The organism is Chitinophaga oryzae (genome assembly GCF_012516375.2).
In the GTDB taxonomy this organism is placed as follows: domain Bacteria; phylum Bacteroidota; class Bacteroidia; order Chitinophagales; family Chitinophagaceae; genus Chitinophaga; species Chitinophaga oryzae.
In genome coordinates this window covers 2,384,598-2,406,605 of sequence record NZ_CP051204.2, presented here as the reverse complement: position 1 = coordinate 2,406,605, position 22,008 = coordinate 2,384,598, and the positions used below count along the sequence as shown (strand labels likewise).

Sequence of the window (22,008 nt, the reverse complement as noted above, 5' to 3'; positions counted from 1 at the left end):
AAAACACCCCCTTGTATGGATTTCTGAAATTCATACATTTGCTTGGTTAGGTGAAAGAATAGTTTACTGAATGTGCGTTTGGTAACTGTTTTACCTTATCTGTGACCGGTCATGTTGACGCATGGCCGGTCTTTTTTTGGTTGACGAATTTTTTTCCTCCTTGTTTTGTTTTTTTAATGTCTGATACTGATTTTGTTATTGTTCACGCTGAATTTTACGCCGCCGGTGAATTCGAGCATCTCCAAAGCTTTTGACAGCGGTACGTTCCGTGGAATAACGCCGTTGTAACGCATTGTTGGAATTGTTTTGAGATCTGCCTCTACATCATACCAGCGGGAGAGTTGTTGCAACACTTCCGTGAGATACGTTTCATTAAAAATAAAATACCCGTTTTTCCAGGCGATGGCGGCGTTCGCGTCTGCCGGGGCTTTGGACAAGGCGCCCTGGTGGGTGAGGCGGGCCTGTTCTCCGGGACGTAATATCAGTCCGTTGCCGCCTGCGCTGACTTTTACGCGGCCTTCGAGCAATGTCGTCTGCGTATGCGTATTGTCATCGTAGGCGTTTACATTGAAATGCGTGCCTAATACTTCCACCTGTTGCGATGGTGTTTGCACGATGAAAGGCTGACGGGCGTTACCGGCAATTTCGAAGTAGGCCTCTCCCTTGAGTTGCACTGTCCGGGTGCTGCCGGTGAAGGTGGCCGGATAACGAAGGGAAGAAGCGGCATTGAGCCATACTTTGCTGCCGTCCTGTAGTACTACCCGGTATTGTCCGCCGCGGGGGGTGGCTATTTCATGGAAACCGCTACCGGCGCCGGTGGCCTCATAGACGATCTCGCCGCTGTCGCTCCGGTACACCCGCAGACCAGCCTGCCTTGCCAGCGCCTCATCATCGGCTGTTCCCAGCGTGATCTTTTTACCGTTGGCGAGGGTCAGCACTGCTTTATCGCTGCCGGCCGGGAGGTCTTGTTGCACGGCTGTAGCCAGTGCCGGCCTGGCAGCATGCCTTGCCGGTTTCAGGTATACCGCCAGCGCAATGAGGCCGGTCAGCATAGCTGCTGCAGCATACCAGTACCACCTCATACGGCGCGGTTTTCCGCGGCCGGTACGCTGGTGAATGGCCTCCAGCATCCGCTCCTCCACCCCTTTGGTACCAGGCGGTGGCAGCATGCGTTCGCCCTCCTGCTCAGCGGATGCGCAATACCGCAGATACAAGGCCATTTCCTCGTCCGTGGCAGTGCCGTCGCTGATCTTACCGAATAAATGTTGTAGTTTTTCCTGTTCCATAAGGACGTTCCTGTATATGAGGCACCTTAACAGGAGAGATCCCCCAAGGGGTTTAAAAGTTTTTTTGGGTATAAGGGGGTATATCTATGGGTATATAGTATCCACACTAACTCACATCAACAAACTCATACTTCCCAGTCTTACTCTTAATTTCTTCAATGCAATCGTCAGTTGGTTTTCCACCGTTTTCTCCGAAATGCCCAGTTGACGGGCGATTTCACGGTTCGACAAGTGGTCCTGCCGGCTCAGTTGGAATACTTCCCGGCAGCGGTCGGGCAGTGTGGCGGTGAAGTGAGCGATCACGGCTTTCAGTTCTTTCAGTTCCAGCGCGTGGTCGAGGGCGCCTTCTTCACGGGCCTGCATGGCTGTTTCTGCGGCAAAGGCGGCGCGTACTTTCCGGCGGCGGAAATAGTTGGCGGCTTTATAACGTACCGCCATCAGGAGATACCCCCGCAGGGTGGTCAGCACCAGGTGGTCGCGATGTTCCCAGAACCAGACGAATACGTCCTGTACGATGTCCATAGCGGGCGCTTCTTCCTGCAACAGGTAATAGGCGGCGTGATAGAGGGTATGCCAGTGGCGGTGGTAGATTTCATCAAATGCGGCTTCATTGCCCGACTTCATAAAGTCAAGCAGTTCACTGTCCTCGTATACGTGGTAAGCGGGCATTGGTTTGGCTGATGAAAATGTTTATGCTCGAAAACAAAGCTATGAAAATATTTCATCAAACCCAGCATCATGCAAAGTTGGGAAGATACAGGCGGCTACCAGTCTTCTCCTGTTTCCTCCGGCGCCTCTCCCCCGCTGCGGGGTAATGTCAACCGAAAAGTGGTGCCTTTGCCCGGTTCACTTTCCACGGAAATATCCCCGTTGTTCTGCCGGATAAATTCGGCACACAGCACCAGGCCGATGCCCGATCCCCGTTCGCCTGCCGTACCGTAGCTGGGTTTATAACCGAAAGAGAACAGGGTGGCCTGCCGGTCAGGGTCCATTCCTACGCCCTGGTCATTTACATGCAGACATATATTTTTATCTTCCATGGTAGCATGGATGGTGATTTTCCCGCCCTGATGGCTGAATTTAACGGCATTGCTGATCAGGTTGCGTAATACAATCATCAGCTGGTTCACATCTGCAAATACCTGTACATCTTCTGCAATGGACAGGTCCAGCTGAATCTCCTTCTGCCGCACATTCGGCTCAAAAGTGCCCAGCGCATCGCTTACCAGCGGCGCCAGGGGCAGCATGGCGGGAACAGTGTGCAGTCCTTTCATTTGTCCGGCCGTCCAGCGCAGCAGGTTATTGAGCGTTTCTCCCAGCTGGGACACTTTCAGATGGAGTTCCACCGCGGCAGATTTCATGTCCTTTTCGCTGTAGTGGTTATTGCTGAACATGAGCAACAGCCCTTCCAGTGTGGCCAGCGGGCTGCGGATATCGTGGGCGATAATGGAGAACAGTTTTATTTTGTCGCGGTTCAGGATATCCAGCGCTTTGCGCTGTTCTTCCGTCTCCTGTTGATATTCCGTATGTACGCTTTTAAAATAAAGCAGGGCGATGACCACCAGGCTCAGGGCGATGACCAGGTTCACCAGTACTCTGCCGGAAGGGACCAACGGCTCCAGGTACCATATTACCGGCGCGTAATAAACAAAGGCAATCACGGAGATGATCAATACAGAAAGGAAGCCTAATAACCATTTATTATCATAAATGAGATAAATGAGTACCAGTATCAGGATAAGATAAAACTCTACGCCGTTCCGGAAAAAGAACCCGGAGACGCCGTACAGGAGAAGGCTGAATATGATCACCGCGGCGCGCGCCTGCAGGTAACGCTGTCTTTTATTGAGATACAGGACCAGCAGGTCGGCAAGCGTGTGGATAATGTTCACCAGCGCCAGTAAAGGACGATGCTGTATCAGGTTGAGGACACAGAAATACAGCGTGAGTATTACGCCGGGAATCGCCACGGTATTCAGCAGCATGGTCCGCCTCGTTTCAATGAAAGACAAGCCGGGGTGTATTCCAGTGTTTACAACAGCATTCCAGAAGTTAGCGATTTTCCTAAAGAACATGGTATGATTATATCACAAAAGGAAGCGCAAAAATAACTCATGGTCCTCAAAGATTTAGGGGAGTTTTCCCGTTTTTATCTCCTCTCAAAAGCATAGGTATTATAAAATATACAAATAATATCAATATTAAATTAATATCACCAGTCAGCGCCAGCAGTAAATGCTGCGGGAAAATAAATATATTTCGCCCTTGTCAAATTCAGACCATGATAAAAAAATTGTTTCTGGCGACAGCCCTGCTGGCACAGCTGTCCACACAAGCACAAAAAATGCATGTGCTCAACATCCGCAACAGCAAAGAACTACAGGCGTTCCTCCGTTATACCGGCAAAGACATTCCTTTCATCAGCGGCCATCGTGGCGGCGTCAATAAAGGCTTCCCGGAAAACAGCATCGCTGCCTTTGAAAACACCCTGCGGCATACTCCCGCCACTTTTGAAATAGATCCGCGGCTCACCAAAGACAGCGCCATCGTGCTCATGCACGACGCCACGCTGGACCGTACCACCACCGGCACCGGCAAAGTGTCCGATTACACGCTGGCGGAACTGAAACAGCTGAAACTCAAAGATGTGGAAGGAAATGTAACGGAATACCGCATCCCCACGCTGCAGGAAGCCATTACCTGGGCCAAAGGAAAAACGGTCCTGATCCTCGATAAAAAAGACGTGCCTTTTGAAATGACGGCCAGCCTCATCACCCAAAACAAAGCGGAAGGCCATGTGATGATCACCGTACATACCGCGAAAGAAGCCCGCTGGTACTACGACCGCAACAAGGACTTTGTGTTTGAAGCCTTCGTCAAAACACCGGAAGCCATGGCAGAATATGAAGCCGCCGGCATTCCATGGTCCCACATCATGGCCTATGTAGGACCGGACAACAAACCACAGCTGCAACCACTGTACGAAGCGCTCCACCAACGCGGCGTGATGTGCATGATTTCCACAGCGCCCACCTACGACAAACAACCCGATGCCGCCACCCGCGCCGCCGCCTACCAGGCCATCATCCGCGATGGCGCCAGCCTCATAGAGGCCGACCGCTCCATCGAAGCCGCTGCCGCCATCCAAAGCCTGATACCCGCTAAAAGCGATAAACAACGGTTCTTCGGCAGGAAATGATTGCCCTCGCCGGCAATGAATCATACGAGCTCTTCCTGTAACCGGTTCTTTCGTACATTAGCACTTTTAAACCTGTTTGCCATGAGTGCCCCGGAAAAACAATACCCGTTTTTTCACGATATGATCATCCGCTGGTTCCAGGGAGAGCTGACCACCCGGGAACTGATGTTCCGGCTGGAAGCTACGCTGCAACCGGAACCCTATGAACCGGGATTCACGGACCCCGTGTCCCTTTTCGAAACAGCGCTGGAAGCCGCCCACCCGGACTACTGCTTTGAGTGGCTGGACTATAAACAATACGCCAAAGACACCGCCCCTACGGTAAATGGCCTGTTGCATCAGTTAAAAGCGTTGCTGGCCGGCAAACAGCCGCTCAACGAGTTCATGGAATGGGCCACCTGGCACAACATGGACGGCGGAGAAACCACCAGTGGCGTTTTTGAAAACAGGAACATTGAATATTGCTGCCTGATATTCCTGCCGCTGCATTACCAGCAACTGAACACCGCTTTCTATGAAAAAGCCGGCGACATTATCGCCCGCAGCAACGACACCGCCTACGGCGCTTTTGTGGTCGCCCTGCACCTGCTGCTGGAAAAAGAACACAAAAGCCTGTATTATTTTCTGACCTCCTACATCGAAGGACATAAAACTGACGTGGAACTGAACCAATACCTCGAAAAAAAATTCAGCCACCAGCTTCCTGCCTTCCGGTATAATATCAACACCTTCCCCTACCTTGACGAATTGCATGCTGCGCGCGAGCATAAAAGCGATACCGCATCCTTCATGCAGCTGATGACATTGTAGGGACAAAGCATATTCGCGCTCTTTCCTACCTTTGCCAAAAATTCAACATCATGGTAGCATTTTTAGGTATGGGCCTGCTGGGATCTAACTTTGTCAGGGCAATGATCAGCAAAGGAATGCAGGTACAGGTATGGAACCGCACCGCCTCCCGTGCAACAGCACTGGAAGCTTACGGCGCCAAAGCATTTGAAAATGCGGCAGATGCCGTAAAAGGAGCAGACAGGATTCATCTTACCCTGAAAGACGACGCGTCTGTAGATGAGGTGTTAGCCGCCGCCAGCGCCGGATTCAAGCCGGGCGCCATTATCATAGATCATACCACTACTTCCGCCGAAGGCGCCGTTCAACGCACCAAAGCATGGAAAGAACGTGGCTTCATTTACCAGCATGCACCCGTATTCATGGGCCCCGCCAACGCACTGGACAGCAGCGGCAATATGCTCGTTTCCGGCGACCAGGAGCTGATCGCTCAACTGGAACCGGAGCTGTCAAAGCTGACCGGCCAGGTGCTCAATTTCGGACCGGAAGCAGGCAAAGCGGCCGCCATTAAACTGATGGGCAACCTCTTCCTCGTGACCTTCACCTCCGGCCTCTCCGATATGCTGTCGCTCTGCAAAGCGCTGAACATACAGCTGAACGAAGTATATACGCTGTTCAGCGCCTGGAACCCCGGCGCACAGGTAGCCCCCAGGCTCAAACGTATGACGGCCGGCACTTACGACAGCCCCTCCTGGGAGCTCAACATGGCCCGCAAAGACACACAGCTGTTCCTCAACGCCGCTGCCGAAAAGGGTACTCACCTCGCCGTTATCCCGGCCATCGCGGAAGAAATGGACCGCTGGATAGCCAAAGGACACGGCAACCAGGACTGGACCATCATCGCTAAAGATAATATCCCGGCATAACCAGTGACCTCTCCGGCACGCCGGAGGGGTCTTTTAACAATATCATGCGCAGCAAACGACAAAAGAAAAAACAGGTGCCCGTTCACAAAGCCGATTTTGGCAACGGGATAGAAATTAAATACACCCAGATACAACCCGGCACCATGGCTGCACTGGAGCCACATCGCGATGACTACTTTGTCTTCTTCCTACAGGACAACGGTGAAATGGAACTCATGATCGATTTCTCGCTCCAGCGCACTAAAGGCAAAAGCATCGGGTACATCGCACCCGGACAGGTACATCACTATACCAATAAAGGCACTGTCTCCGGCTGGTTCCTGGCAGTAGACATCCCGCTGGTGCAGGACGCATGGCGCAATATTTTTGAAGATGCCAAAGGCTTGCTGCAATGCCTTCCCCTGGACGACATCGCCCCTTTTTCCCAATGCCTGCAGCTGGTCATGCAGTACGACCAGTACTCCAACGCTGATGCGCTGCAACGTAAAGTGCTGCATTCCCTCATCGATGCCTACGTGGGCATGGTGGCCACCGCCTTCCTGCAGGCCAACGACGACAGCCGGCAACAGACAGACCGCGCGGCCATTATCTCCCGGCAGTTCAAGGAACTGGTAAAAGAACACTTCCTCACGCTGAAAAGCCCCGCTGCCTACGCAGATAAAATGAACCTCTCCCTTTCCTACCTCAACGAAATGGTGAAAGGACATACCGGTTTCCCCGTAAGCCACTGGATTCAGCAGGAGTCCTTACGGGAAGCCAAACGGCTGCTCTACTATACAGACCTTACCACCAAAGAAATCGCTTTCCGTACCGGCTTTGAAGATCATACCTATTTTGCCCGCGTATTCCGGAAACTGGCAGGCGAAACGCCCCTGACCTTCAGAGCCAGATACCGCGATTTGTCCAATCTTTCCCTTTGATTGTCTATTTTCCCGGACCTGATTCGTTCGTTGCTTTGCATCATAAATAATTGATGATGGAAACAACAACTTTACGTCAACGCCGTCTGGGATTTCTCGAGAAAACCATCAACCGGCAAGGATCTGTGCTGGACGTTCGTCACTGGGATCCATCCGGTTTCTGTGAAATAGATCTTCACCTTCCCGGTGTGAACATGCAAAACTGGCAATCACCCCCGCATATCAAATGCCGCGTGGCGCCTTATCACTATCGCGACTATACGCCGGCACGCTGGAACGCCACCCTCCGCACCTGCACCCTTTTTATTGACACCAGCCACGAAGGCCCCGGCAGCCAATGGGCGCAAAGCCTTGTCCCTGGCGATGTATTTCACTACCTCGGGGCTGACGGTACCCGGCAGAAAATTATTCAGGGCTCTCACCTGGTGATGCTGGGAGACAGAAGCGCGATTGGACATTTCAACGGACTGCAGCAACTGGCCGCTTCCCACAACTGGATATCCGGCATGGTGGTCATCCCGGACGAAGCGCACCGCCACCAGTTTGCAACGGCATTTCCCGAGCTGCCACTGGAAACCTTACCCGACGCGGACACGCTGCTGGCCCAACTGGAACAGCAGGCACTGCATCCCTCCTGGCAATACTATCTCGCAGGCAACTCACATCTCGTAGTGGCGGCCAGGAAAATATTAAAAGCAAGGGGTTGCCCCGCCAATCACATACAGGCGCTGGGCTTCTGGAAATAATTTATTCTGTTCTCAGACTTTTGACAGGATTGGCCATGGCAGCCTTGACAGATTGAAAACTGATGGTAAAAAGTGCTATCAGCAAAGCTATGGTCCCGGAAAAAAGGAAGACGGTCCAGCTGAGCGGAATACGGTACGCAAATTCGTTCAGCCACCGGCTCATAGCCCACCACGATACAGGTAAAGCAATAACGTTAGCGACCAATATTAACCGGATAAAATCCAGCGTCAGCAAACGGACAATACTGCTGACGCCGGCCCCCAGCACCTTGCGGACGCCGATCTCACGGGTACGCACCTGCGCTGTATAGGCTGTCAGCCCCAGTAACCCCAGACAGGACACGAAGATGGCAATACCGGCAAATACATTGAACAGGCTGCCCGTCCGCTGGTCCGACCGGTAAATATCGTCAAACGTTTCATCCATGAAATGATATTCGAACGGTATATCCGGATTGTATTGCTGCCACACCTCTTTTAAGGCCGTAATAGCGCCGGACGCCCCCCGACCGTCGGTTTTCATTAACAGCAGGCCGGCGCGCTGCGGCTCATAATACAACACTACCGGCTCTATCTTTTCTCTCAGCGAAGCAAAGTGAAAATCTTTAATAACGCCCACAATCGTCCCTTGCCGCTTCCACAGGCTAAAACGCTGCCCCACCGGATCTTTGAGGCCCATCTCCTTCACGGCGGTTTCATTCAGGATATAGTGGCCGGAATCAGCCGGGGTGCCGGAAAAATTATTCCCGGCCATCAGCTGCATCTTAAAAAACGGGATAAAGTCTTTTTCCACACTGAGCGGATATACCATCACTGTTTCGCCTTTCTCTTTTCCTTCCCATTGGGTGTCCCCGGACTGTATGCCCAGCATGGCAATATTGCCGGAAGCCCTCACCATGCTTTTGATCTCAGGCTCCCGCAGCATCCGTTCACGGATAGCATCGTAGTGCGCATTGCCCTGCGGCATCCAGCACATGAGTACATGCTCTTTATCGTAACCGGGATTTTTTGTCCGCATAAAATGCAGCTGCTGCCCAATGATCAGCGTGCCCGTTATCAGCCCGATGGAAATGGCAAACTGCCCCACCACCAGCACCCTGCGGAAAGCCACATCGCGGATACCGCCTGTCAGCACTCCTTTCAGCGCTTTCAACGGTTCAAAGGCCGACAGCATCAAAGCTGGATAAATGCTGGACACCGCCAGCGTAGTCACGCCGATAATACCTGTCAGTATCCAAAGGCGTCCGCTCATCAGGTCAATCACCAGCACCTTGCCCGACAACCGGTTGAACAGCGGCAACAGCGCTTCTGCCAGCATTAATGCCAGTACGAGTGACAACAGGAACAGAAAAGCAGTTTCGAGTATAAACTGTAAAAACAACTGCTTTCTTTCTGCGCCAATGATTTTCCGCACACTCACTTCTTTGGCCCGCAATGCCGCCCGCGCAGTGGACAGATTCACATAATTGATGGCAGAAATAGCCAGTATCAGCATTGCTATGATGGTGAAGATCCGCACTGTCTGCATACCCTCATCGCCGCCGTCTGCATCGAACAGGTGCATGCTGACCAGCGGTTGTAACAGGTACTCTATATCGGTATCATTCGGTTCATGCTCCAGGTGTATGTTCCGCAATTGATTCGCCAGTGCGGCTTTGTCCGTACCGGGCTGCAACAGCAGGTATGTCTGAAAATCGAATTCTTCCCATTCATGGTCACAGTCTTTTCCCTTGCCGGCACGATGCATATCGTTCAGTAACTGCATGGGAAAAAACAATTCACCCTGTATGGAGGAGTTCCGTGGAAAATCTTTGATGATACCGCTCACCGTGAAGCTGGTCTTGTCATTGGCTACGATCACCTTTCCCAAAGGGTTTTCTTTGCCGAAATATTTACGCGCCGCTGTTTCTGTCATTACCACCGTATGTGCATCGGTAAATGGCCTCGCCGCATTTCCCTGAACGAGGGGAAAATCAAAAATGCTGAAGAGGGTGGTATCTGCAAAGAAAGATTTGTTGGCAGGAAACAGCTGGTTGTTGTACCGGAAGGAGGAATACACACCGTTTCCTGTCATGCGCATCATGCCTTTTACTTCGGGCAGCCGGGCCTGTGCGTTCACGGCAACAGGCGCGTTGGTAACGGTCCAGATGTGGCGGCTGATACCGGTGCCCACCCTGTTCTGAAGACGGTACAAATGATCGGCCCGCTGGTGGAACCGGTCGAAGCTGCGCTCGTCCTGTACCCACAGCAGGATCAGCAAACCAACCGCCAGCCCGGTAGTAAGACCGGCAATATTGATCAAAGAGTAAAATTTGTTTTTTACCAGGTTACGCCATGTGGTCAGGAAGTAACTTTTAAACATACTATAGCGGTTTTATACAGACACCTTCCGGCTGCATATCCAACGCCAACCTCAACAACAACTATCTATCAAAATAATATAAATAGCGCAATTATTTAAATTGTTCGGTTTTGATACAGATGCTGTTCATTTCCGGGATGGTGGTCACAGGATTTTTTCCAGCATGATCATATGTTTGCACGGTATCCCGTTTTCATAGATAGGCTCGGGATAATGTTGCACAAAAAAATCTTTACGGATCGCAGTGATCTCGAAACCACTGCGCTGGTAGAGATACAACTGCGCCACGCTGGAATTCCCCGTACCGATAACCAGTATCTCAAAGCCCAGCTCCCTGGCCTTAATGGCGGCATCGGCCAGCAGCTGTTTGCCCAGCCCTTTTCCCTGCCAGCTTTCCTGTACGGCAATATTTTTCACCTCGGCTCTTTTATCATCGAGAGGCGTCAGCACGTATACGCCTACACGTTCATCGCCGATCCGGGCAAGATACACACGGGATTCGCTGATATACGCGTCAATCATCTCCCGCGACGGGTCGGCCAGCAGTAACAGGTCGTACGGAAGGGCATCGTGCCGTTCCAGCAGTGCAATCGTCATATTTTCAGCGGGCGTCATGCGGGAAAGATACATAAAAAGGCGGCATCAGAGTATGCCGCCTTTCTTCAGCGCTCCCGCTACATTCACGATCAGTTCATGCACGGTATCTTCATAAGTGCCTTCCTGTTCATTGTTCACCCAACAGCAGAGCAGCGCTTTTACATTGCTGCCATCGATGCTGTCGAAACGCACGGTACGGGGCCGGTCGGTCATTACCACCTTGCTTTGCCGTACAATGTCCAACATAATTTTTTCCGCCTCCGGCAGACGTTCGCCGGCTGGTAAGGTAAACGTGAGGGAAATACGCCGCAGGGGCGTCAGGGAATGATTGATGATCGGTTTCTGAAAAATATCCTTGTTGGGAATGATCACATGTAAACCGTCGGCCGTGATCATCGTGGTGGAGCGCAGCCGGATATTATTGACCGTGCCGGTAAATCCATTGGTTTCGATGATATGCCCTACGGCAAAAGGCTTGCGGAAAGTGATAAAGATACCGGAGATAAAATTGGCGGTGAGGTCCTGGAAAGCAAAGCCCAGCGCCAGGCCAATAATCCCCGCACCGGCCAGCAGCGAGGTTACGGCTTTGTCCAGCCGCAGCACGTTCAGCGAAATGAAGAGGCCTACCAGCAGCACCAGCAGGTAAACAGTGCTGGCTATCAGCCCGGAAATGGCCGCCGTTTCGGTGACCCTCCATACCAGCCGGTTGGCAAGGCCGCGCACCAGCCGGGCCATCAGCCAGAAAACGACCAGTACGATAATGGCCAGGACCAGGTTCGGCAACATCTTTATTGCCGCGGTCCCCCACCTGTACAACTTGTCGAGTATCAGCGCCTGGTAGCCGGTCCACTCACCGGCCAATATCGGAGAATAATGCATGACCTTTTTACCGCAAATTTCGGGCAGAGGCCCGCATCCGCAAAAAACAAGGCAGTAGCCGGTTTTCACCGTAGAACAACCTACACAAACCATGAAAAAACCGGGATAGGAATACCCCGGTTTATCATTAACCTACAACTGTTATAAAAGATAATCTTTTGTCAAAAAAGGTGAACGGTGCCCACGGCAGCGGTGGTTTACCGGCACAAATACAGAATATGCTTTATGTTTTTACTGTTCATGCAGATACGCTACCAGCGGTTGCGTTTGTCAGAGCAAAAGTAATGCAGCCTACGGTCAACTGCGTTGCACATTTCCCTGATTTTATTGTAATAAACAAAGAAAATGATCAGCGGCGGCGGCATGGTTTTTTAGGCAGGTAAATGGAGAAAACAGCTCAATTATGAACCATTTCTCATTAGAAGGAGAACATGTAAAGATAGACTATAGCAATCCGGCACTTCCGCCTGCCGCCAGAAATTTTATGCCCGATGTATACCGCGACGGACCTGAATATTTCTGTGTACTGGGTGCAGGAAGTGATGCTGTTATCCTCGGAACCGGTAACTCCGCGGAAGAAGCTATCAATGCATGGGAAGAGGCCTACCATCTGAAGGCAGGCCGGTAGCGTACCGGTTTTATTGTTCATCTAAATCTCTTTTTTTATGCCAGCGAAAGAAAAAACAACCGGCTCTGACCGTAGCAATGAGCACAAAAAGGTTACAGATGAAACGATGCATCCGCCTGGTCCGCACGACAAACAGCGGACCATGCAACAAAAAAGAGCAGAAGAAGATATACCGGAACAAACGTTCATCGACGATGAGGAACTGGCAGGAGACGAACCGTTGACAGACGATCTGTAACAAACGTGAAAACATTTTAAAAGGGACCGCCTGCAGCGGTCCCTTCGTATATCCGGTATCGTTATCGCCGCTTTCTGTCGCCGCTGATACTGCCGGTTTCTCCCATGATACTTTCCCGTTCTTCCATGGATGCCGCATGTACCGGCCATTTTTCGCCCCCGCCTTTGGAGCTCGGCTCATTCAGCTTACGGGCGTCCGAGGCCACTTTCTCCGTAGGAAGCCATTCGCCTTCAAATACATGCAGTTTGGTCCTTGCCCCGGAAATCACCCTGTTTTTGCCCTTCATCAGCGCCTCATAACCATCCCTGGCCACTTTCTCCGGGGTCAGCAACGGCTTCTCCCGGTAGGTAACGGTATCGTCCTGTTTGGCTTTGTGGAAGAAATCGGTATCTGTGGCGCCCGGCAACAGCGCCGTTACAGTGACGTTGGTATCTCTGAGCTCCTCTGACAGCGCCGCGCTGAATGACAATATAAATGCCTTGGTGGCGGCATACACCGACAACAGCGGCATGGGCATGGTACCGGCTTCCGAACCCATCTGCAGTATCCGGCCTTCATTCCTGCGCAGCATTTCAGGCAGGTACAGCCGGGTAAGCGCTACCGGCGCATTCACATTCAGCTGGATAATATCCATGTCGCGCTCCAGCGCCGTCTCTGCAAAAGGCCCCCATTCTCCCTGCCCCGCGTTATTCACCAGCACATCGATCTGTATCCCCATGTCACTGGTGGCCCGGAATATTTCCTGCGCCGCGGTGGACTTAAACAGGTTGACGGCCAGTGGCGTCACTTCCACACTGTATAACTGCTTCAGCTTGTTGGTCACCTCCTGTAAACGGTCTTCGCAGCGGGCCACTAATATCAGGTTGTAGCTGTCCTGCGCAAACAACACCGCCAGCTCATAACCAATACCGCTGGTTGCGCCGGTGATCAGCGCATAACGGTTTCTGTTTTCTACATTCACAGTACTCATACAAATAATATTTTGTGAGATAATCATTTACCGGGAGTAACGGCACAAACACGGGGCCAGCGACAAACGGCTTCAGTCTATTTCATACATAAAAAACGGATGCTGAAACCCTGCTTTCAGCAGGATGGGCCTGGCTACATTAAAGATCTTCACATCGCCCAGATGCCCTTCCAGCCGGCCGTGATGGGCATGCCCGTGGAAAGCCGCGGTCACCTTGCGCCTGGTCAGCGGCTCCGCCAGCCGCGACGATCCGAGGAAAGGAAAAATCTGTTCCGGTTCGCCGGCAATGGTTTCCGACACGGGTGAATAGTGCAGCAATACCAGTTTCCTCATACCCGGATGTTCCTTTTCTATTTTGGCCAGCGCCCTGTCCAGGTGCAGCGCCTCATCCACCGCTTCCTGGACAAACGCTTTCATGGCGTTCTCCCCGAACATGGCCAGCATATGGCCGTCGAACCCGCCGCCGAAGCCTTTCACCCCCGCAAAGCCGATATCATGCACCACAACGGCCTCGCCATCGAGGATATGCACATTGGCAATGCCCTGTATGATATTGCGGATAATTTTCTGACGCCCCTTTTCACAGTCATGGTTGCCCAGCACCCCGATGACGGGGATAGTGCACACCTTCAGCTCATCGTATAACACCGCCGCTTCTGATTCGTCGCCGGTATCGGTAAGGTCGCCGCACAGCAGCAGGATATCTGCTTTAGCAGACACTTCTTTGAAACAGTCGGTCCATTTGCCTTTGTCCTCTACCGTCACGTGCAGGTCGGCCACGGCGGCTATACGGACAGGATGTTTGGTTTCGGTCATGACTATACGGTTTTAATCGTGTACGCTTTGTAATCCCATACTTTGATATCGATCTCGTATTGTGTCTGATCAATAAAAGGGCCACGGCATACTCTTTCCACCGCCCTTGGCAGTTCATATTGCTGACGGGCCCTGTCCATCAGCTCATCAAACAGCCAGCGCGGGATCACGTCGGGATAATCCGCCGGGTATACGAACTGGAATATCAGCAGTTGCGCCAGCAGCAGATGCCAGTGCTGGTCCAGCCGGAAAAGCAGCCGTCGCCAGTCAAAGTTTTTATGCCGGAGCAGGATATGGTTCACGTCCGCCCCGTCGAAGCGTTCGCGGTTCTGGACATAGATCTTGCACCATACCAGCTCTTCAGGCGCCATCAGCTTCACCGACACGCCTTCAAAAGTGGTGGTAACGGTATGCTGGTACCAGGTATCATCTACCCGGCAGATATTGTTGACCGTATCAAAAATGATATCGATAAAATAATCGCCTTTATATACTTTGGCGAGCCACCGTACATCGGTCAACTCTACCCGATAACCGGGCTGTGCGGAAAAATATTGCAGGATCTTGGGGTATTCGGTCCATTTACAGAAGATGTCCAGGTCTTTGGTGTCCCGGTAAATACCGGTATAGAAGAACATGGCAAAAGCGCCGCCGAGCATGTAATCGGCGCCGCTGGCGTTCAGATGGTGCAGTGCTTCCTGGTAAAAAGCGTGGGCCTCCTGGTTAGTTTCGTCCGGACAGGTTTTCATCTCACCGTTTTTTATAACAGTGATAAAAAACTATGCCTGTCCCTGATAGCACAGCGACAAGGCAAATCCATGCCGGATGGGCAGTAAAATACCCATCCGGGCTAAGAAGGAATGAGGAAGAAAAGCTACAAAAGGCTGACAGCCGTCCCTGCAGTTAGCTGGCCAGCGCCCTGTTGTATTTATTGCGGTATTCCTGTGGAGAAAGTCCCGTGATCTTTTTGAAGGTGGTACGGAATGCTTTGGTGTCGGTATAGCCTACTTTGTACATTACCTCGCTGACGTTTTCTGAACCTCTTTCCAGGCTGTTTTTGGCTGCTTCGATCTTTACACGCTGCATGTATTCCACAGCGGTATTGGAGGTGGCTTTCTTAAAGCGTCTTTCCAGGTTTCTGCGGCTGAGGGAAAACATGGTGGCCAGCTGGTCTACCGTGATCCTTTCCGAGAAATTCTGTTCGATGTATTCCTGGGCTTTGCGGATAGGTTCATCATCATGCCCTTTCTGGCCTTCAAAGATGATAAAGGGGGATTGGTTGCTGCGTTCGAATTCAATCTCGAACATCTTGGAACAGAGAATCGCCAGTTCTTTGCCTGCGTACTTCTCCACCAGGTAGATGATCAGGTTGTAGAAAGATGCCGCCCCGCCGCTGGAGTAGATACCTCCTTCGTCGGTGATGATTTTTTCTGACACCAGTGTTACATCCGGGAACATCTTACGGAAGTGGTTGGCGGCAAACCAGTGCGTGGAACATTTTTTACCGTCCAGCAGGCCGGTAGAAGCCAGCAGGAAAGCGCCCACGCATAAGCTGGCCACTTCCGCGCCTTTATGGTGCTGCTTCACGATCCAGGGAAAGAACTCCTGGTTCATACTGATGACTTGCTGCATGTCGCCATTAACCGCCGGGATAACAATCAGGTCTGTCTGATTGACTTCATCCAGTGTGAGGTCCGGCGTAACAGCAAAAAGACGGTGGTAGGTTTCTGGATCCCGTGCAAGGCCCACCAGTTGCACTTTAAATAAAGGGGATCTGCCCGATGCGGCCAGAAAGTCATTGACCTTGTTAAACACAGTAAATGAGCCTTCGATGCAAGATAGGGCTACATCACCTTTGGGGACGAGGATGGATATGTGTTTCATGTACCAAATATAGAGAAAACCAATGTCGTAAACAACCTCCTTTTTTGTCGTAATGGAGGCCCCCGGATATTAAAATACGACAGTAAGTTTGCAGTCAACAAATACTACATGAGCTACCGGATAACAAAAATAATGGGGACGGTCATTGCTGCGTACAGGCGCGGTCAGGAAGACCCATTGTTTGACTGGCTGGTGGAGGATATGCAGTTACTGCTGCGGGAGATAGTGATTGCTGCCCACCAGGTGTTCCGGTGAGCAGCAATAAAATATTATAATTCGCGGATCCAGATGTTGCGGAAGCTCAGCGGCTCGCTCTTATCGCCATGGGCCTGCAGCTTGATAGGGCTTGGGCCGTGCGCCTCACGATATGCCGGAGCACCAATGTACTGGGTAGGCCCCTTCAGTTCCACATTGTTTTGTACCAATACCCCGTTGAACAGTACGGTCACCCTGGCCGGACTAACCAGTTTACCATCGCTGCCGAATACCGGCGCCGTCCAGATCACGTCATATGCCTGCCATTCACCCGGTTTGTTGGTCGGATTGGCCAGCGGTACATGCTGCTTGTAGATACTGGCAGCCTGACCGTTGGTGTAGGTCTTGTTGTTATAGGAGTCCAGCACCTGTAATTCATACCCCGCATCGCCTTTACCGATGGAAGCCAGGAACACGCCGCTGTTGCCCCTGCCCTGGCCGGTGCCGGTGATATTGGCCGGCACCCGCCATTCGATATGCAGCTGGTAGTTGTTAAACGATTTTTTGGTTTCGATATTACCCACCTTTTTGTTGACCGTCAGCACGCCTTTAGACACGTCCCATTTGGCAGGCGTATTCCTGTCGTCCGCCATCACCCACTGGTCCAGGTTGGAACCGTCAAACAGGATGATCGCGTCGGAAGGGGCGTCACCGCATTTTTTGCCCGGCTTTACTTCCGGTGGTACCGGTGTATATACTTCGGTATCTTCCGGTTTGGCTTTCTGGTCCTGCGCCTGTGCCATATAACATCCGCCGGCTAAAAGGGCGGTCAGTATAATTTTTCCTTTCATAATATTTTTGTTGTGTTAGATAGATTAGATGATCACTTTTTACCTGCACCCAGCAGCTGTTTGACGAGCTGTTGCCATTCTGCTTCCAGCCCCACGGCAGGACTTTTTTCTCCGGCCCTGCGGTACCAGTAGTCAGCATTCCATTGATCGCCCTCTACACGATGCAGATAGGCGTGAATATGGGCTGCATCGCGGTCGGGCAAATCCTGTACCAGCTCATGCGCCTGGTCCCAGTTGCCTTTGCCGGCATACCACAATGCCTGCAAATACACCGTCAGCCCGTCAGGAGGGCGGGCAGCATTCATGGCAGTCATAAATGTTTGAAAATCCATGGTGAAGTTATTTTTTTACGTGGAATTAATGTTAACCCGCACAAGATAGCTATTAAAATGAATTGTCGCAATGCGCCCGCTGAAAAGTCAGTCTTACACCCCCTCGGGGTGATAAAATGATAGTAGGTTTGTATCAAAACCCATCTACTATGCGTCAGGAACTGGTTAACGAAATAGAAGCCACCGGCAATGCCTTACTGAAAACGATTTCTTCCTTTTCAGACGAACAACTCAACGCCCTTCCGTTTGAAGGCAGCTGGACGGCCGGACAGGTAGCCGAACATGTGCTGAAAGCCGGCGATTGCGGCATCCTCTACGGCAATACAGCGCCCACCGACCGGCAGCCGGACGAGAAAGCCCCCGCCATCCGCGACCTGTTTCTTAATTACTCGCTCAAATTCCAGGCAGCAGAGGATATCCTGCCCACGCAGGAAAGCCACCGGAAAGCGGCACTGTTGCAAGACCTGCAGCAAACATGGAATAAAGTGATCGCCGCCGCGCAAACCATTCCGCTGGAAGACACCTGCCTCGATTTTGAAGTGCCGGGCTTCGGTCCGCTCACCCGCTACGAATGGCTGCAGCTGATCAATGTTCATACCCAACGGCATGTTCATCAGCTGGAAAACATCAAAGCGCGACTGGCAGCAGCCTGATTATTTAAACACCGCCAGTTCTTTGTCCGGTTCCGGGCTGTTGCGCAGGTGTGATTTGCGTATAGCCGCATCCGGTATCCAGCGGAACAGCCAGGAAAAACCGAACCGGCGATGATCGTGGAGCGGCGTAGCATAGGCTTTGTCCTGCATCGCCTGCTCTAAGGATATGCATTGATAGCCCCGCTGCTGCAAGGCTTTTACCAGCGTGGTGTAATAGTCGGCGTTCAGCTGGTTCACATGACAGAGATATACCTGTGGTATGTCTCGTCCGAACACTTCGCGGGCCAGCTTTTCGAAATAATCAAAAGAAAACAGCGTGTAACGGATATAGGCGGCGCCTATATCCTTCGCCTTATGGTGATCTCTCTTTTTTAAGGCTTCCTGGTAGGCTTGTTCAAACATATAATCGCTGCTCTCCACCGTAAAAGGAACGGCGGTATATCCTTTTTCCTTCAGGTAACCGATGGTGGCGGCCTGCGCCAGGCTGTCCTTCCCCATGGCGTTAAACGGGAAACGGAAGTAAGGCACGGGCTTATCTTTCGCCACTGCCCTGATAATATAATCGTTGATCGTTACCTCCATCCTGAAACTATCCAGTGGCAACGCCGCACAGTCAGGATGGTTCAGCGTATGGCTGCCCAGCGTCACCAGCGGATGGTCCGCCCATTTTTTCAACAGCAGCTGATTATCAGGAACGATGCAGTTGGCGCCGTTGATAAAAACACTCACCGGTGTATGCAGCACGGTAATCTGTTGCAGCAGCTTTTCATTGACAGCTTTCCGTTGGGCGACGGTATAGTAGCCCGGCAAAGCCATCACAGGTGCATCATCCATGGTGATGGCCACCTGGTGCTGCGCGAAAGAAAACAAAGGAAAAAATATAAAGAGAAGACGTTTCATGGAAAGTAAGATAAAAAAATATCTCAGTTATCAAGGTATAATATTAACAAAGCATATAGGGACCGTAGCATGACAGCAAAAGAGAAATTACTTTAACTTGGACCATGCTTCAGATAAAACAATTCAGGAAATTTTATCATCACCGGCTGGTCCTTTCTGTCAGCGATTGTAGCATAGGCCCCGGGATTTACTGGGTCAAGGGCGCCAACGGGTCCGGCAAAAGCACTTTGTTGCGGTCTATAGCCGGTATCCTGCACTTCGAAGGAGACATCATTCTGCACAATAAACTGTTGCTTAAAAAACATACACGGGCTTACCGCAGCGAGGTCAATTTCGCGGAGGCCGAGCCGGTGTTCCCCCCCTATCTCAGCGGTAAAGAGATGATCGCACTTTTTGCCGCCGCTAAAAACGCTGCTGCCACGCAGGCGGAGCAATACATTGACGCCATGCAGATGCAGGCTTACATCACAGATCCCATCGATACCTACTCCAGCGGCATGCTCAAGAAGCTGTCACTGGTGCTGGCTTTTATCGGCAAACCTTCGCTGATCCTGCTGGACGAGCCACTGATCACGATGGACCAGCCCTCGCTGGAGGTGCTGTACAGCTGGATCAGGAAAAGCCGGGAACAAGGCGTCAGTTTCCTGCTGTCGTCGCACCAGTCGCCGGAAGAACAGGCGCTTCCTATGACTGCCACTATACTTGTGGAAGCACAAACGCTTAAGCTGGAAACGCCATGAAACATCCTGTAACCATTTTGCTGACACGCGTGTTCTCCTATGGTTTTTATAAGGTCCACGCCGGCCTGCTCCTGTTCCTCTTTGTAACGTTTGTCAGCTATGCTTTTTTTATCAATACCGCAGGCGATATTCCTCCCGGTGCCATGGCCTACTTTCAGCAACTGATTACCATTACGCTGGTCAGTAATCCGTTTATCCTGTTGCTCTTTTTTATTACCTGCCTGCTATACAATATCAAGAGCTGGCAATATGTACTGTCGCAGCTTTCAGCGCCGGAGCAACAGTTTATCTTTTACAGCGCCAATGCCATGCGCCCGGAGAAACAATTTTTCAGCTGGTTTTGCGTACAACTGCATATCAATATTCCCGCTTTTGCCTATGCCTTTTTTGCGCTGTTTATTGGTATTTTATGGCAACATTACCTGTTGCCCGTCCTCCTGTTTATTTACCTGTTTTTGTTGACAGCTGCGGGAGCGCTGATCTGCTTCCGGCAGGCCAATCGTTTTACCGGTCAATCCTCTTCCCCGGCGCTGTTGTGGCTAAGCCGCCAGTGGAAAAAACCGCTTCCAGCTATTTTTCTCTATCACATAGCCGCCCGCCATAAACTTAGCTATGCTATTACCAAAGCGCTTACTGCGCTGATTATCGGGACCGGCCTGTTCCGGCTGCTGGAAAATCCGCAACGGGACCTGCGGGCAGCCGGTGCATCGGTACTGTTCATTGCACTGACGCACGGTGTGCTGATATTCCGGGAACATCACTTCGAGCGGCATTACCTGCGGTTTATGAGAAATTTCCCGTACAGCATCCCGCGTGTTTACCTGTCCTCCGTACTGACACATGTATTATTGCTGCTGCCGGAACTTACCTGGCTGCTGCTGGCCTTTCCGCCGGCTATGAATGTGATACTGGTACCCTCCCTGATCGTTTATGTGCAGTTATTACGGAGTATCTGTTACCGTTATCCCGTCAACATGAGAAGTTATCTGCCGGTGATTTTCCTACTCTATGGCCTTCTCTTCTGGTGTATTATGTTTGGCGGAGTATACTGGCTCTTTCCCTGCTGTTTTATTGCTTCCGTCCTGTTCACCGCCAGGGGATATTACCGCCAGGAGTAATTACTGTTCAAAAAAGCGGGGCTTACGCTGGCCATTTGTCCATCCTCAAAAAAGGTAAAGCCAAAGCGGTGCGTTTCAGCACGCTGGACGTTATCTGCGAAGCACTGGACTGCCAGCCCGCCGACATCCCGGAATACCAACGGGACGAAGCATAAGTTTCAGCTATCATAAGCCATCCTGAATTCGCCATCTTTGGGCAATTCTTTCATGCGTCGTATAACCGGTGCCGTTACCTCCATATCGGCGGCATACCAATAAGCTTCTCCTTCCACCACCTGGTAAGCCAGGCGCGCCATGGCGATGCCTTTCTTTCCCTGTGGCGCCGATAGTCCGCTCCATGCCACGAAGTCCTGCAGCCGTGCCGGGCCGCGGCTGCGGAAATAGCGGTCGGTCAGCAGCCACAGGGCTTCTGCGGCATCATAGTTCGTGGGGGCATGCGGCTGCAATTGATAGGTAAATGTATTTCCTGCCAGCGGGCCGTTCCGGATCACGCCTTCCAGCTCTGCGTCCATCAGGAGAAAAGGCATCCGCAGGTCCTGCGGCCCCAGTCCGAGTATGGGCGCCAGTTGCACGCGGGTCAACTGCTGCCCGTCCCGCAGCGCGGCCTCCAGCCGGCGGCGGCTCTGCTTCAGCAAAACCGCATCGATGCCCAGCATCCGGTGTAATCGCCGGCCGGCCTGCTGCACGCCGGACAAGGTGAACGGCTGTATCCGCGCACTGTCCGCGGCCGTTGCCAGCGCGGGCAAAGGCTTCAGCAGAAAGCTGCGCCGCAGCAGCCCTTCGTTGATCAGCCGGTCGGTATCGTTGTAACGGGGCGCCAGCAGCCGCGCTGCGATGCTCCGTTTGGCGGCGGCGTAATCGTCCGCCTGCACACATCCCATCCACTGCACCACTGTCGCGGCCGACGTATGGGAACTGCCCCCCAGCAGCTGATTGCGCAGCCGGTGACGCATAATGTCGCTGTCTGTCATAAGCCCTG

General features: G+C 52.0%; 27 protein-coding genes. 13 read left to right on the top strand and 14 right to left on the bottom strand.

Features of this window, described 5'->3' with window-relative positions; translation table 11 throughout:
* Positions 1-173 precede the first annotated feature (173 nt).
* The 3 genes from HF324_RS10060 to HF324_RS10050 form a co-directional block, all read right to left on the bottom strand.
* Positions 174-1,286: a FecR family protein gene (locus HF324_RS10060; RefSeq protein ID WP_168859699.1), complete on the bottom strand. Its 1,113-nt coding sequence runs from the start codon at positions 1,284-1,286 to the stop codon at positions 174-176.
* Between the two features lie 111 nt (positions 1,287-1,397).
* The gene (locus tag HF324_RS10055; RefSeq protein ID WP_168859698.1) at positions 1,398-1,955 is read right to left on the bottom strand and encodes an RNA polymerase sigma-70 factor; all 558 of its coding nucleotides are present in this window, start codon (positions 1,953-1,955) and stop codon (positions 1,398-1,400) included.
* Between the two features lie 95 nt (positions 1,956-2,050).
* Positions 2,051-3,271 (bottom strand): sensor histidine kinase, encoded by a 1,221-nt coding sequence (locus HF324_RS10050; protein ID WP_168802349.1) that lies wholly within the window; start codon positions 3,269-3,271, stop codon positions 2,051-2,053.
* A 296-nt stretch (positions 3,272-3,567) separates the two neighbouring features.
* On the opposite strand from HF324_RS10050, the gene HF324_RS10045 reads away from it, so the two are divergent.
* From HF324_RS10045 to HF324_RS10025, 5 genes are all read left to right on the top strand, one after another.
* Entirely contained in the window at positions 3,568-4,485 is a 918-nt protein-coding gene (locus tag HF324_RS10045) for a glycerophosphodiester phosphodiesterase family protein (RefSeq protein ID WP_168802348.1), read from the top strand.
* An 81-nt stretch (positions 4,486-4,566) separates the two neighbouring features.
* Positions 4,567-5,295 (top strand): hypothetical protein, encoded by a 729-nt coding sequence (locus HF324_RS10040; RefSeq protein WP_168859697.1) that lies wholly within the window; start codon positions 4,567-4,569, stop codon positions 5,293-5,295.
* 50 nt (positions 5,296-5,345) lie between these two features.
* Positions 5,346-6,200, top strand: a complete 855-nt coding sequence (locus HF324_RS10035; protein WP_168859696.1) for an NAD(P)-dependent oxidoreductase — start codon at positions 5,346-5,348, stop codon at positions 6,198-6,200.
* A 44-nt stretch (positions 6,201-6,244) separates the two neighbouring features.
* Positions 6,245-7,120: a helix-turn-helix domain-containing protein gene (locus HF324_RS10030; protein WP_168802345.1), complete on the top strand. Its 876-nt coding sequence runs from the start codon at positions 6,245-6,247 to the stop codon at positions 7,118-7,120.
* A gap of 56 nt (positions 7,121-7,176) precedes the next feature.
* Positions 7,177-7,866, top strand: coding sequence for an SIP domain-containing protein (locus tag HF324_RS10025; protein WP_168859695.1), 690 nt, complete (start codon positions 7,177-7,179; stop codon positions 7,864-7,866).
* Between the two features lies 1 nt (position 7,867).
* Here the strand turns inward: HF324_RS10025 and HF324_RS10020 are convergent, their stop codons facing one another.
* The 3 genes from HF324_RS10020 to HF324_RS10010 all read right to left on the bottom strand — a co-directional run bounded on the left by HF324_RS10020 (position 7,868) and on the right by HF324_RS10010 (position 11,704).
* Positions 7,868-10,228, bottom strand: a complete 2,361-nt coding sequence (locus HF324_RS10020; protein WP_168859694.1) for an ABC transporter permease — start codon at positions 10,226-10,228, stop codon at positions 7,868-7,870.
* A gap of 144 nt (positions 10,229-10,372) precedes the next feature.
* Positions 10,373-10,843 carry a GNAT family N-acetyltransferase gene (locus HF324_RS10015; RefSeq protein ID WP_220101288.1) on the bottom strand — a complete coding sequence of 157 codons (471 nt, stop codon included), beginning with the start codon at positions 10,841-10,843 and terminating at the stop codon, positions 10,373-10,375.
* Positions 10,844-10,870: 27 nt separating this feature from the next.
* Positions 10,871-11,704, bottom strand: a complete 834-nt coding sequence (locus tag HF324_RS10010) for a mechanosensitive ion channel family protein (protein ID WP_168802342.1) — start codon at positions 11,702-11,704, stop codon at positions 10,871-10,873.
* Positions 11,705-11,862: 158 nt separating this feature from the next.
* Between HF324_RS10010 and HF324_RS10005 the strand changes: the two genes are divergently transcribed.
* Genes HF324_RS10005 through HF324_RS09995 form a run of 3 tightly spaced genes read left to right on the top strand, consistent with a single transcriptional unit; the run spans position 11,863 to position 12,570 of the window.
* Positions 11,863-12,087, top strand: coding sequence for a hypothetical protein (locus HF324_RS10005; protein ID WP_168802341.1), 225 nt, complete (start codon positions 11,863-11,865; stop codon positions 12,085-12,087).
* 20 nt (positions 12,088-12,107) lie between these two features.
* Positions 12,108-12,332 (top strand): hypothetical protein, encoded by a 225-nt coding sequence (locus tag HF324_RS10000; RefSeq protein ID WP_168802340.1) that lies wholly within the window; start codon positions 12,108-12,110, stop codon positions 12,330-12,332.
* Positions 12,333-12,369: 37 nt separating this feature from the next.
* Positions 12,370-12,570 (top strand): hypothetical protein, encoded by a 201-nt coding sequence (locus HF324_RS09995; protein WP_168802339.1) that lies wholly within the window; start codon positions 12,370-12,372, stop codon positions 12,568-12,570.
* Between the two features lie 61 nt (positions 12,571-12,631).
* On the opposite strand, the gene HF324_RS09990 is transcribed toward HF324_RS09995, so the two are convergent.
* The 4 genes from HF324_RS09990 to HF324_RS09975 all read right to left on the bottom strand — a co-directional run bounded on the left by HF324_RS09990 (position 12,632) and on the right by HF324_RS09975 (position 16,240).
* Positions 12,632-13,540 carry an SDR family NAD(P)-dependent oxidoreductase gene (locus HF324_RS09990; protein WP_168802338.1) on the bottom strand — a complete coding sequence of 303 codons (909 nt, stop codon included), beginning with the start codon at positions 13,538-13,540 and terminating at the stop codon, positions 12,632-12,634.
* Between the two features lie 72 nt (positions 13,541-13,612).
* Positions 13,613-14,356, bottom strand: coding sequence for a metallophosphoesterase family protein (locus HF324_RS09985; RefSeq protein ID WP_168802337.1), 744 nt, complete (start codon positions 14,354-14,356; stop codon positions 13,613-13,615).
* Positions 14,357-14,358: 2 nt separating this feature from the next.
* A complete protein-coding gene (locus HF324_RS09980) occupies positions 14,359-15,105 on the bottom strand; it encodes a nucleotidyltransferase (RefSeq protein ID WP_168859693.1) in 747 nt (248 codons plus the stop codon).
* 154 nt (positions 15,106-15,259) lie between these two features.
* Positions 15,260-16,240, bottom strand: a complete 981-nt coding sequence (locus HF324_RS09975) for a GlxA family transcriptional regulator (protein WP_168802335.1) — start codon at positions 16,238-16,240, stop codon at positions 15,260-15,262.
* A 108-nt stretch (positions 16,241-16,348) separates the two neighbouring features.
* On the opposite strand from HF324_RS09975, the gene HF324_RS09970 reads away from it, so the two are divergent.
* Positions 16,349-16,495: a hypothetical protein gene (locus HF324_RS09970; RefSeq protein ID WP_168802334.1), complete on the top strand. Its 147-nt coding sequence runs from the start codon at positions 16,349-16,351 to the stop codon at positions 16,493-16,495.
* A 14-nt stretch (positions 16,496-16,509) separates the two neighbouring features.
* On the opposite strand, the gene HF324_RS09965 is transcribed toward HF324_RS09970, so the two are convergent.
* Together HF324_RS09965 and HF324_RS09960 are read right to left on the bottom strand one after the other, a co-directional pair.
* Complete coding sequence (locus HF324_RS09965) at positions 16,510-17,286, bottom strand: 3-keto-disaccharide hydrolase (RefSeq protein ID WP_168802333.1); 777 nt, start codon at positions 17,284-17,286, stop codon at positions 16,510-16,512.
* A gap of 32 nt (positions 17,287-17,318) precedes the next feature.
* A complete protein-coding gene (locus HF324_RS09960; RefSeq protein WP_168802332.1) occupies positions 17,319-17,618 on the bottom strand; it encodes a hypothetical protein in 300 nt (99 codons plus the stop codon).
* 149 nt (positions 17,619-17,767) lie between these two features.
* Here HF324_RS09960 and HF324_RS09955 point away from each other — a divergent pair, with 149 nt between their 5' ends.
* Entirely contained in the window at positions 17,768-18,271 is a 504-nt protein-coding gene (locus tag HF324_RS09955; protein WP_168802331.1) for a DinB family protein, read from the top strand.
* On the opposite strand, the gene HF324_RS09950 is transcribed toward HF324_RS09955, so the two are convergent.
* Positions 18,272-19,171, bottom strand: coding sequence for a polysaccharide deacetylase family protein (locus tag HF324_RS09950; protein WP_168859692.1), 900 nt, complete (start codon positions 19,169-19,171; stop codon positions 18,272-18,274).
* A 104-nt stretch (positions 19,172-19,275) separates the two neighbouring features.
* Between HF324_RS09950 and HF324_RS09945 the strand changes: the two genes are divergently transcribed.
* The 3 genes from HF324_RS09945 to HF324_RS09935 are packed head-to-tail and all read left to right on the top strand — an operon-like array spanning position 19,276 to position 21,184.
* Complete coding sequence (locus HF324_RS09945; RefSeq protein WP_168802329.1) at positions 19,276-19,911, top strand: ABC transporter ATP-binding protein; 636 nt, start codon at positions 19,276-19,278, stop codon at positions 19,909-19,911.
* Positions 19,908-21,029: a hypothetical protein gene (locus HF324_RS09940; protein WP_168859691.1), complete on the top strand. Its 1,122-nt coding sequence runs from the start codon at positions 19,908-19,910 to the stop codon at positions 21,027-21,029. The genes HF324_RS09945 and HF324_RS09940 overlap by 4 nt, the downstream gene beginning before the upstream one ends.
* 35 nt (positions 21,030-21,064) lie before the next feature.
* Entirely contained in the window at positions 21,065-21,184 is a 120-nt protein-coding gene (locus HF324_RS09935; protein ID WP_309475662.1) for a helix-turn-helix domain-containing protein, read from the top strand.
* A gap of 3 nt (positions 21,185-21,187) precedes the next feature.
* Here HF324_RS09935 and HF324_RS09930 read toward each other — a convergent pair whose 3' ends face one another.
* Positions 21,188-22,000, bottom strand: a complete 813-nt coding sequence (locus tag HF324_RS09930; RefSeq protein WP_168859690.1) for a DNA glycosylase AlkZ-like family protein — start codon at positions 21,998-22,000, stop codon at positions 21,188-21,190.
* Positions 22,001-22,008 lie beyond the last annotated feature (8 nt).

Excerpts from the sequence above, each read along its gene's own strand:
- HF324_RS10060 (WP_168859699.1), bottom strand. The coding sequence starts at position 1,286 with ATGGAACAGGAAAAACTACAACATTTATTCGGTAAGATCAGCGACGGC.
- HF324_RS10055 (WP_168859698.1), bottom strand. The coding sequence starts at position 1,955 with ATGCCCGCTTACCACGTATACGAGGACAGTGAACTGCTTGACTTTATG.
- HF324_RS10050 (WP_168802349.1), bottom strand. The coding sequence starts at position 3,271 with ATGCTGCTGAATACCGTGGCGATTCCCGGCGTAATACTCACGCTGTAT.
- HF324_RS10045 (WP_168802348.1), top strand. The coding sequence starts at position 3,568 with ATGATAAAAAAATTGTTTCTGGCGACAGCCCTGCTGGCACAGCTGTCC.
- HF324_RS10040 (WP_168859697.1), top strand. The coding sequence starts at position 4,567 with ATGAGTGCCCCGGAAAAACAATACCCGTTTTTTCACGATATGATCATC.
- HF324_RS10035 (WP_168859696.1), top strand. The coding sequence starts at position 5,346 with ATGGTAGCATTTTTAGGTATGGGCCTGCTGGGATCTAACTTTGTCAGG.
- HF324_RS10030 (WP_168802345.1), top strand. The coding sequence starts at position 6,245 with ATGCGCAGCAAACGACAAAAGAAAAAACAGGTGCCCGTTCACAAAGCC.
- HF324_RS10025 (WP_168859695.1), top strand. The coding sequence starts at position 7,177 with ATGGAAACAACAACTTTACGTCAACGCCGTCTGGGATTTCTCGAGAAA.
- HF324_RS10020 (WP_168859694.1), bottom strand. The coding sequence starts at position 10,228 with ATGTTTAAAAGTTACTTCCTGACCACATGGCGTAACCTGGTAAAAAAC.
- HF324_RS10015 (WP_220101288.1), bottom strand. The coding sequence starts at position 10,843 with ATGACGCCCGCTGAAAATATGACGATTGCACTGCTGGAACGGCACGAT.
- HF324_RS10010 (WP_168802342.1), bottom strand. The coding sequence starts at position 11,704 with ATGCATTATTCTCCGATATTGGCCGGTGAGTGGACCGGCTACCAGGCG.
- HF324_RS10000 (WP_168802340.1), top strand. The coding sequence starts at position 12,108 with ATGAACCATTTCTCATTAGAAGGAGAACATGTAAAGATAGACTATAGC.
- HF324_RS09995 (WP_168802339.1), top strand. The coding sequence starts at position 12,370 with ATGCCAGCGAAAGAAAAAACAACCGGCTCTGACCGTAGCAATGAGCAC.
- HF324_RS09990 (WP_168802338.1), bottom strand. The coding sequence starts at position 13,540 with ATGAGTACTGTGAATGTAGAAAACAGAAACCGTTATGCGCTGATCACC.
- HF324_RS09985 (WP_168802337.1), bottom strand. The coding sequence starts at position 14,356 with ATGACCGAAACCAAACATCCTGTCCGTATAGCCGCCGTGGCCGACCTG.
- HF324_RS09980 (WP_168859693.1), bottom strand. The coding sequence starts at position 15,105 with ATGAAAACCTGTCCGGACGAAACTAACCAGGAGGCCCACGCTTTTTAC.
- HF324_RS09975 (WP_168802335.1), bottom strand. The coding sequence starts at position 16,240 with ATGAAACACATATCCATCCTCGTCCCCAAAGGTGATGTAGCCCTATCT.
- HF324_RS09970 (WP_168802334.1), top strand. The coding sequence starts at position 16,349 with ATGAGCTACCGGATAACAAAAATAATGGGGACGGTCATTGCTGCGTAC.
- HF324_RS09965 (WP_168802333.1), bottom strand. The coding sequence starts at position 17,286 with ATGAAAGGAAAAATTATACTGACCGCCCTTTTAGCCGGCGGATGTTAT.
- HF324_RS09960 (WP_168802332.1), bottom strand. The coding sequence starts at position 17,618 with ATGGATTTTCAAACATTTATGACTGCCATGAATGCTGCCCGCCCTCCT.
- HF324_RS09955 (WP_168802331.1), top strand. The coding sequence starts at position 17,768 with ATGCGTCAGGAACTGGTTAACGAAATAGAAGCCACCGGCAATGCCTTA.
- HF324_RS09950 (WP_168859692.1), bottom strand. The coding sequence starts at position 19,171 with ATGAAACGTCTTCTCTTTATATTTTTTCCTTTGTTTTCTTTCGCGCAG.
- HF324_RS09945 (WP_168802329.1), top strand. The coding sequence starts at position 19,276 with ATGCTTCAGATAAAACAATTCAGGAAATTTTATCATCACCGGCTGGTC.
- HF324_RS09940 (WP_168859691.1), top strand. The coding sequence starts at position 19,908 with ATGAAACATCCTGTAACCATTTTGCTGACACGCGTGTTCTCCTATGGT.
- HF324_RS09930 (WP_168859690.1), bottom strand. The coding sequence starts at position 22,000 with ATGACAGACAGCGACATTATGCGTCACCGGCTGCGCAATCAGCTGCTG.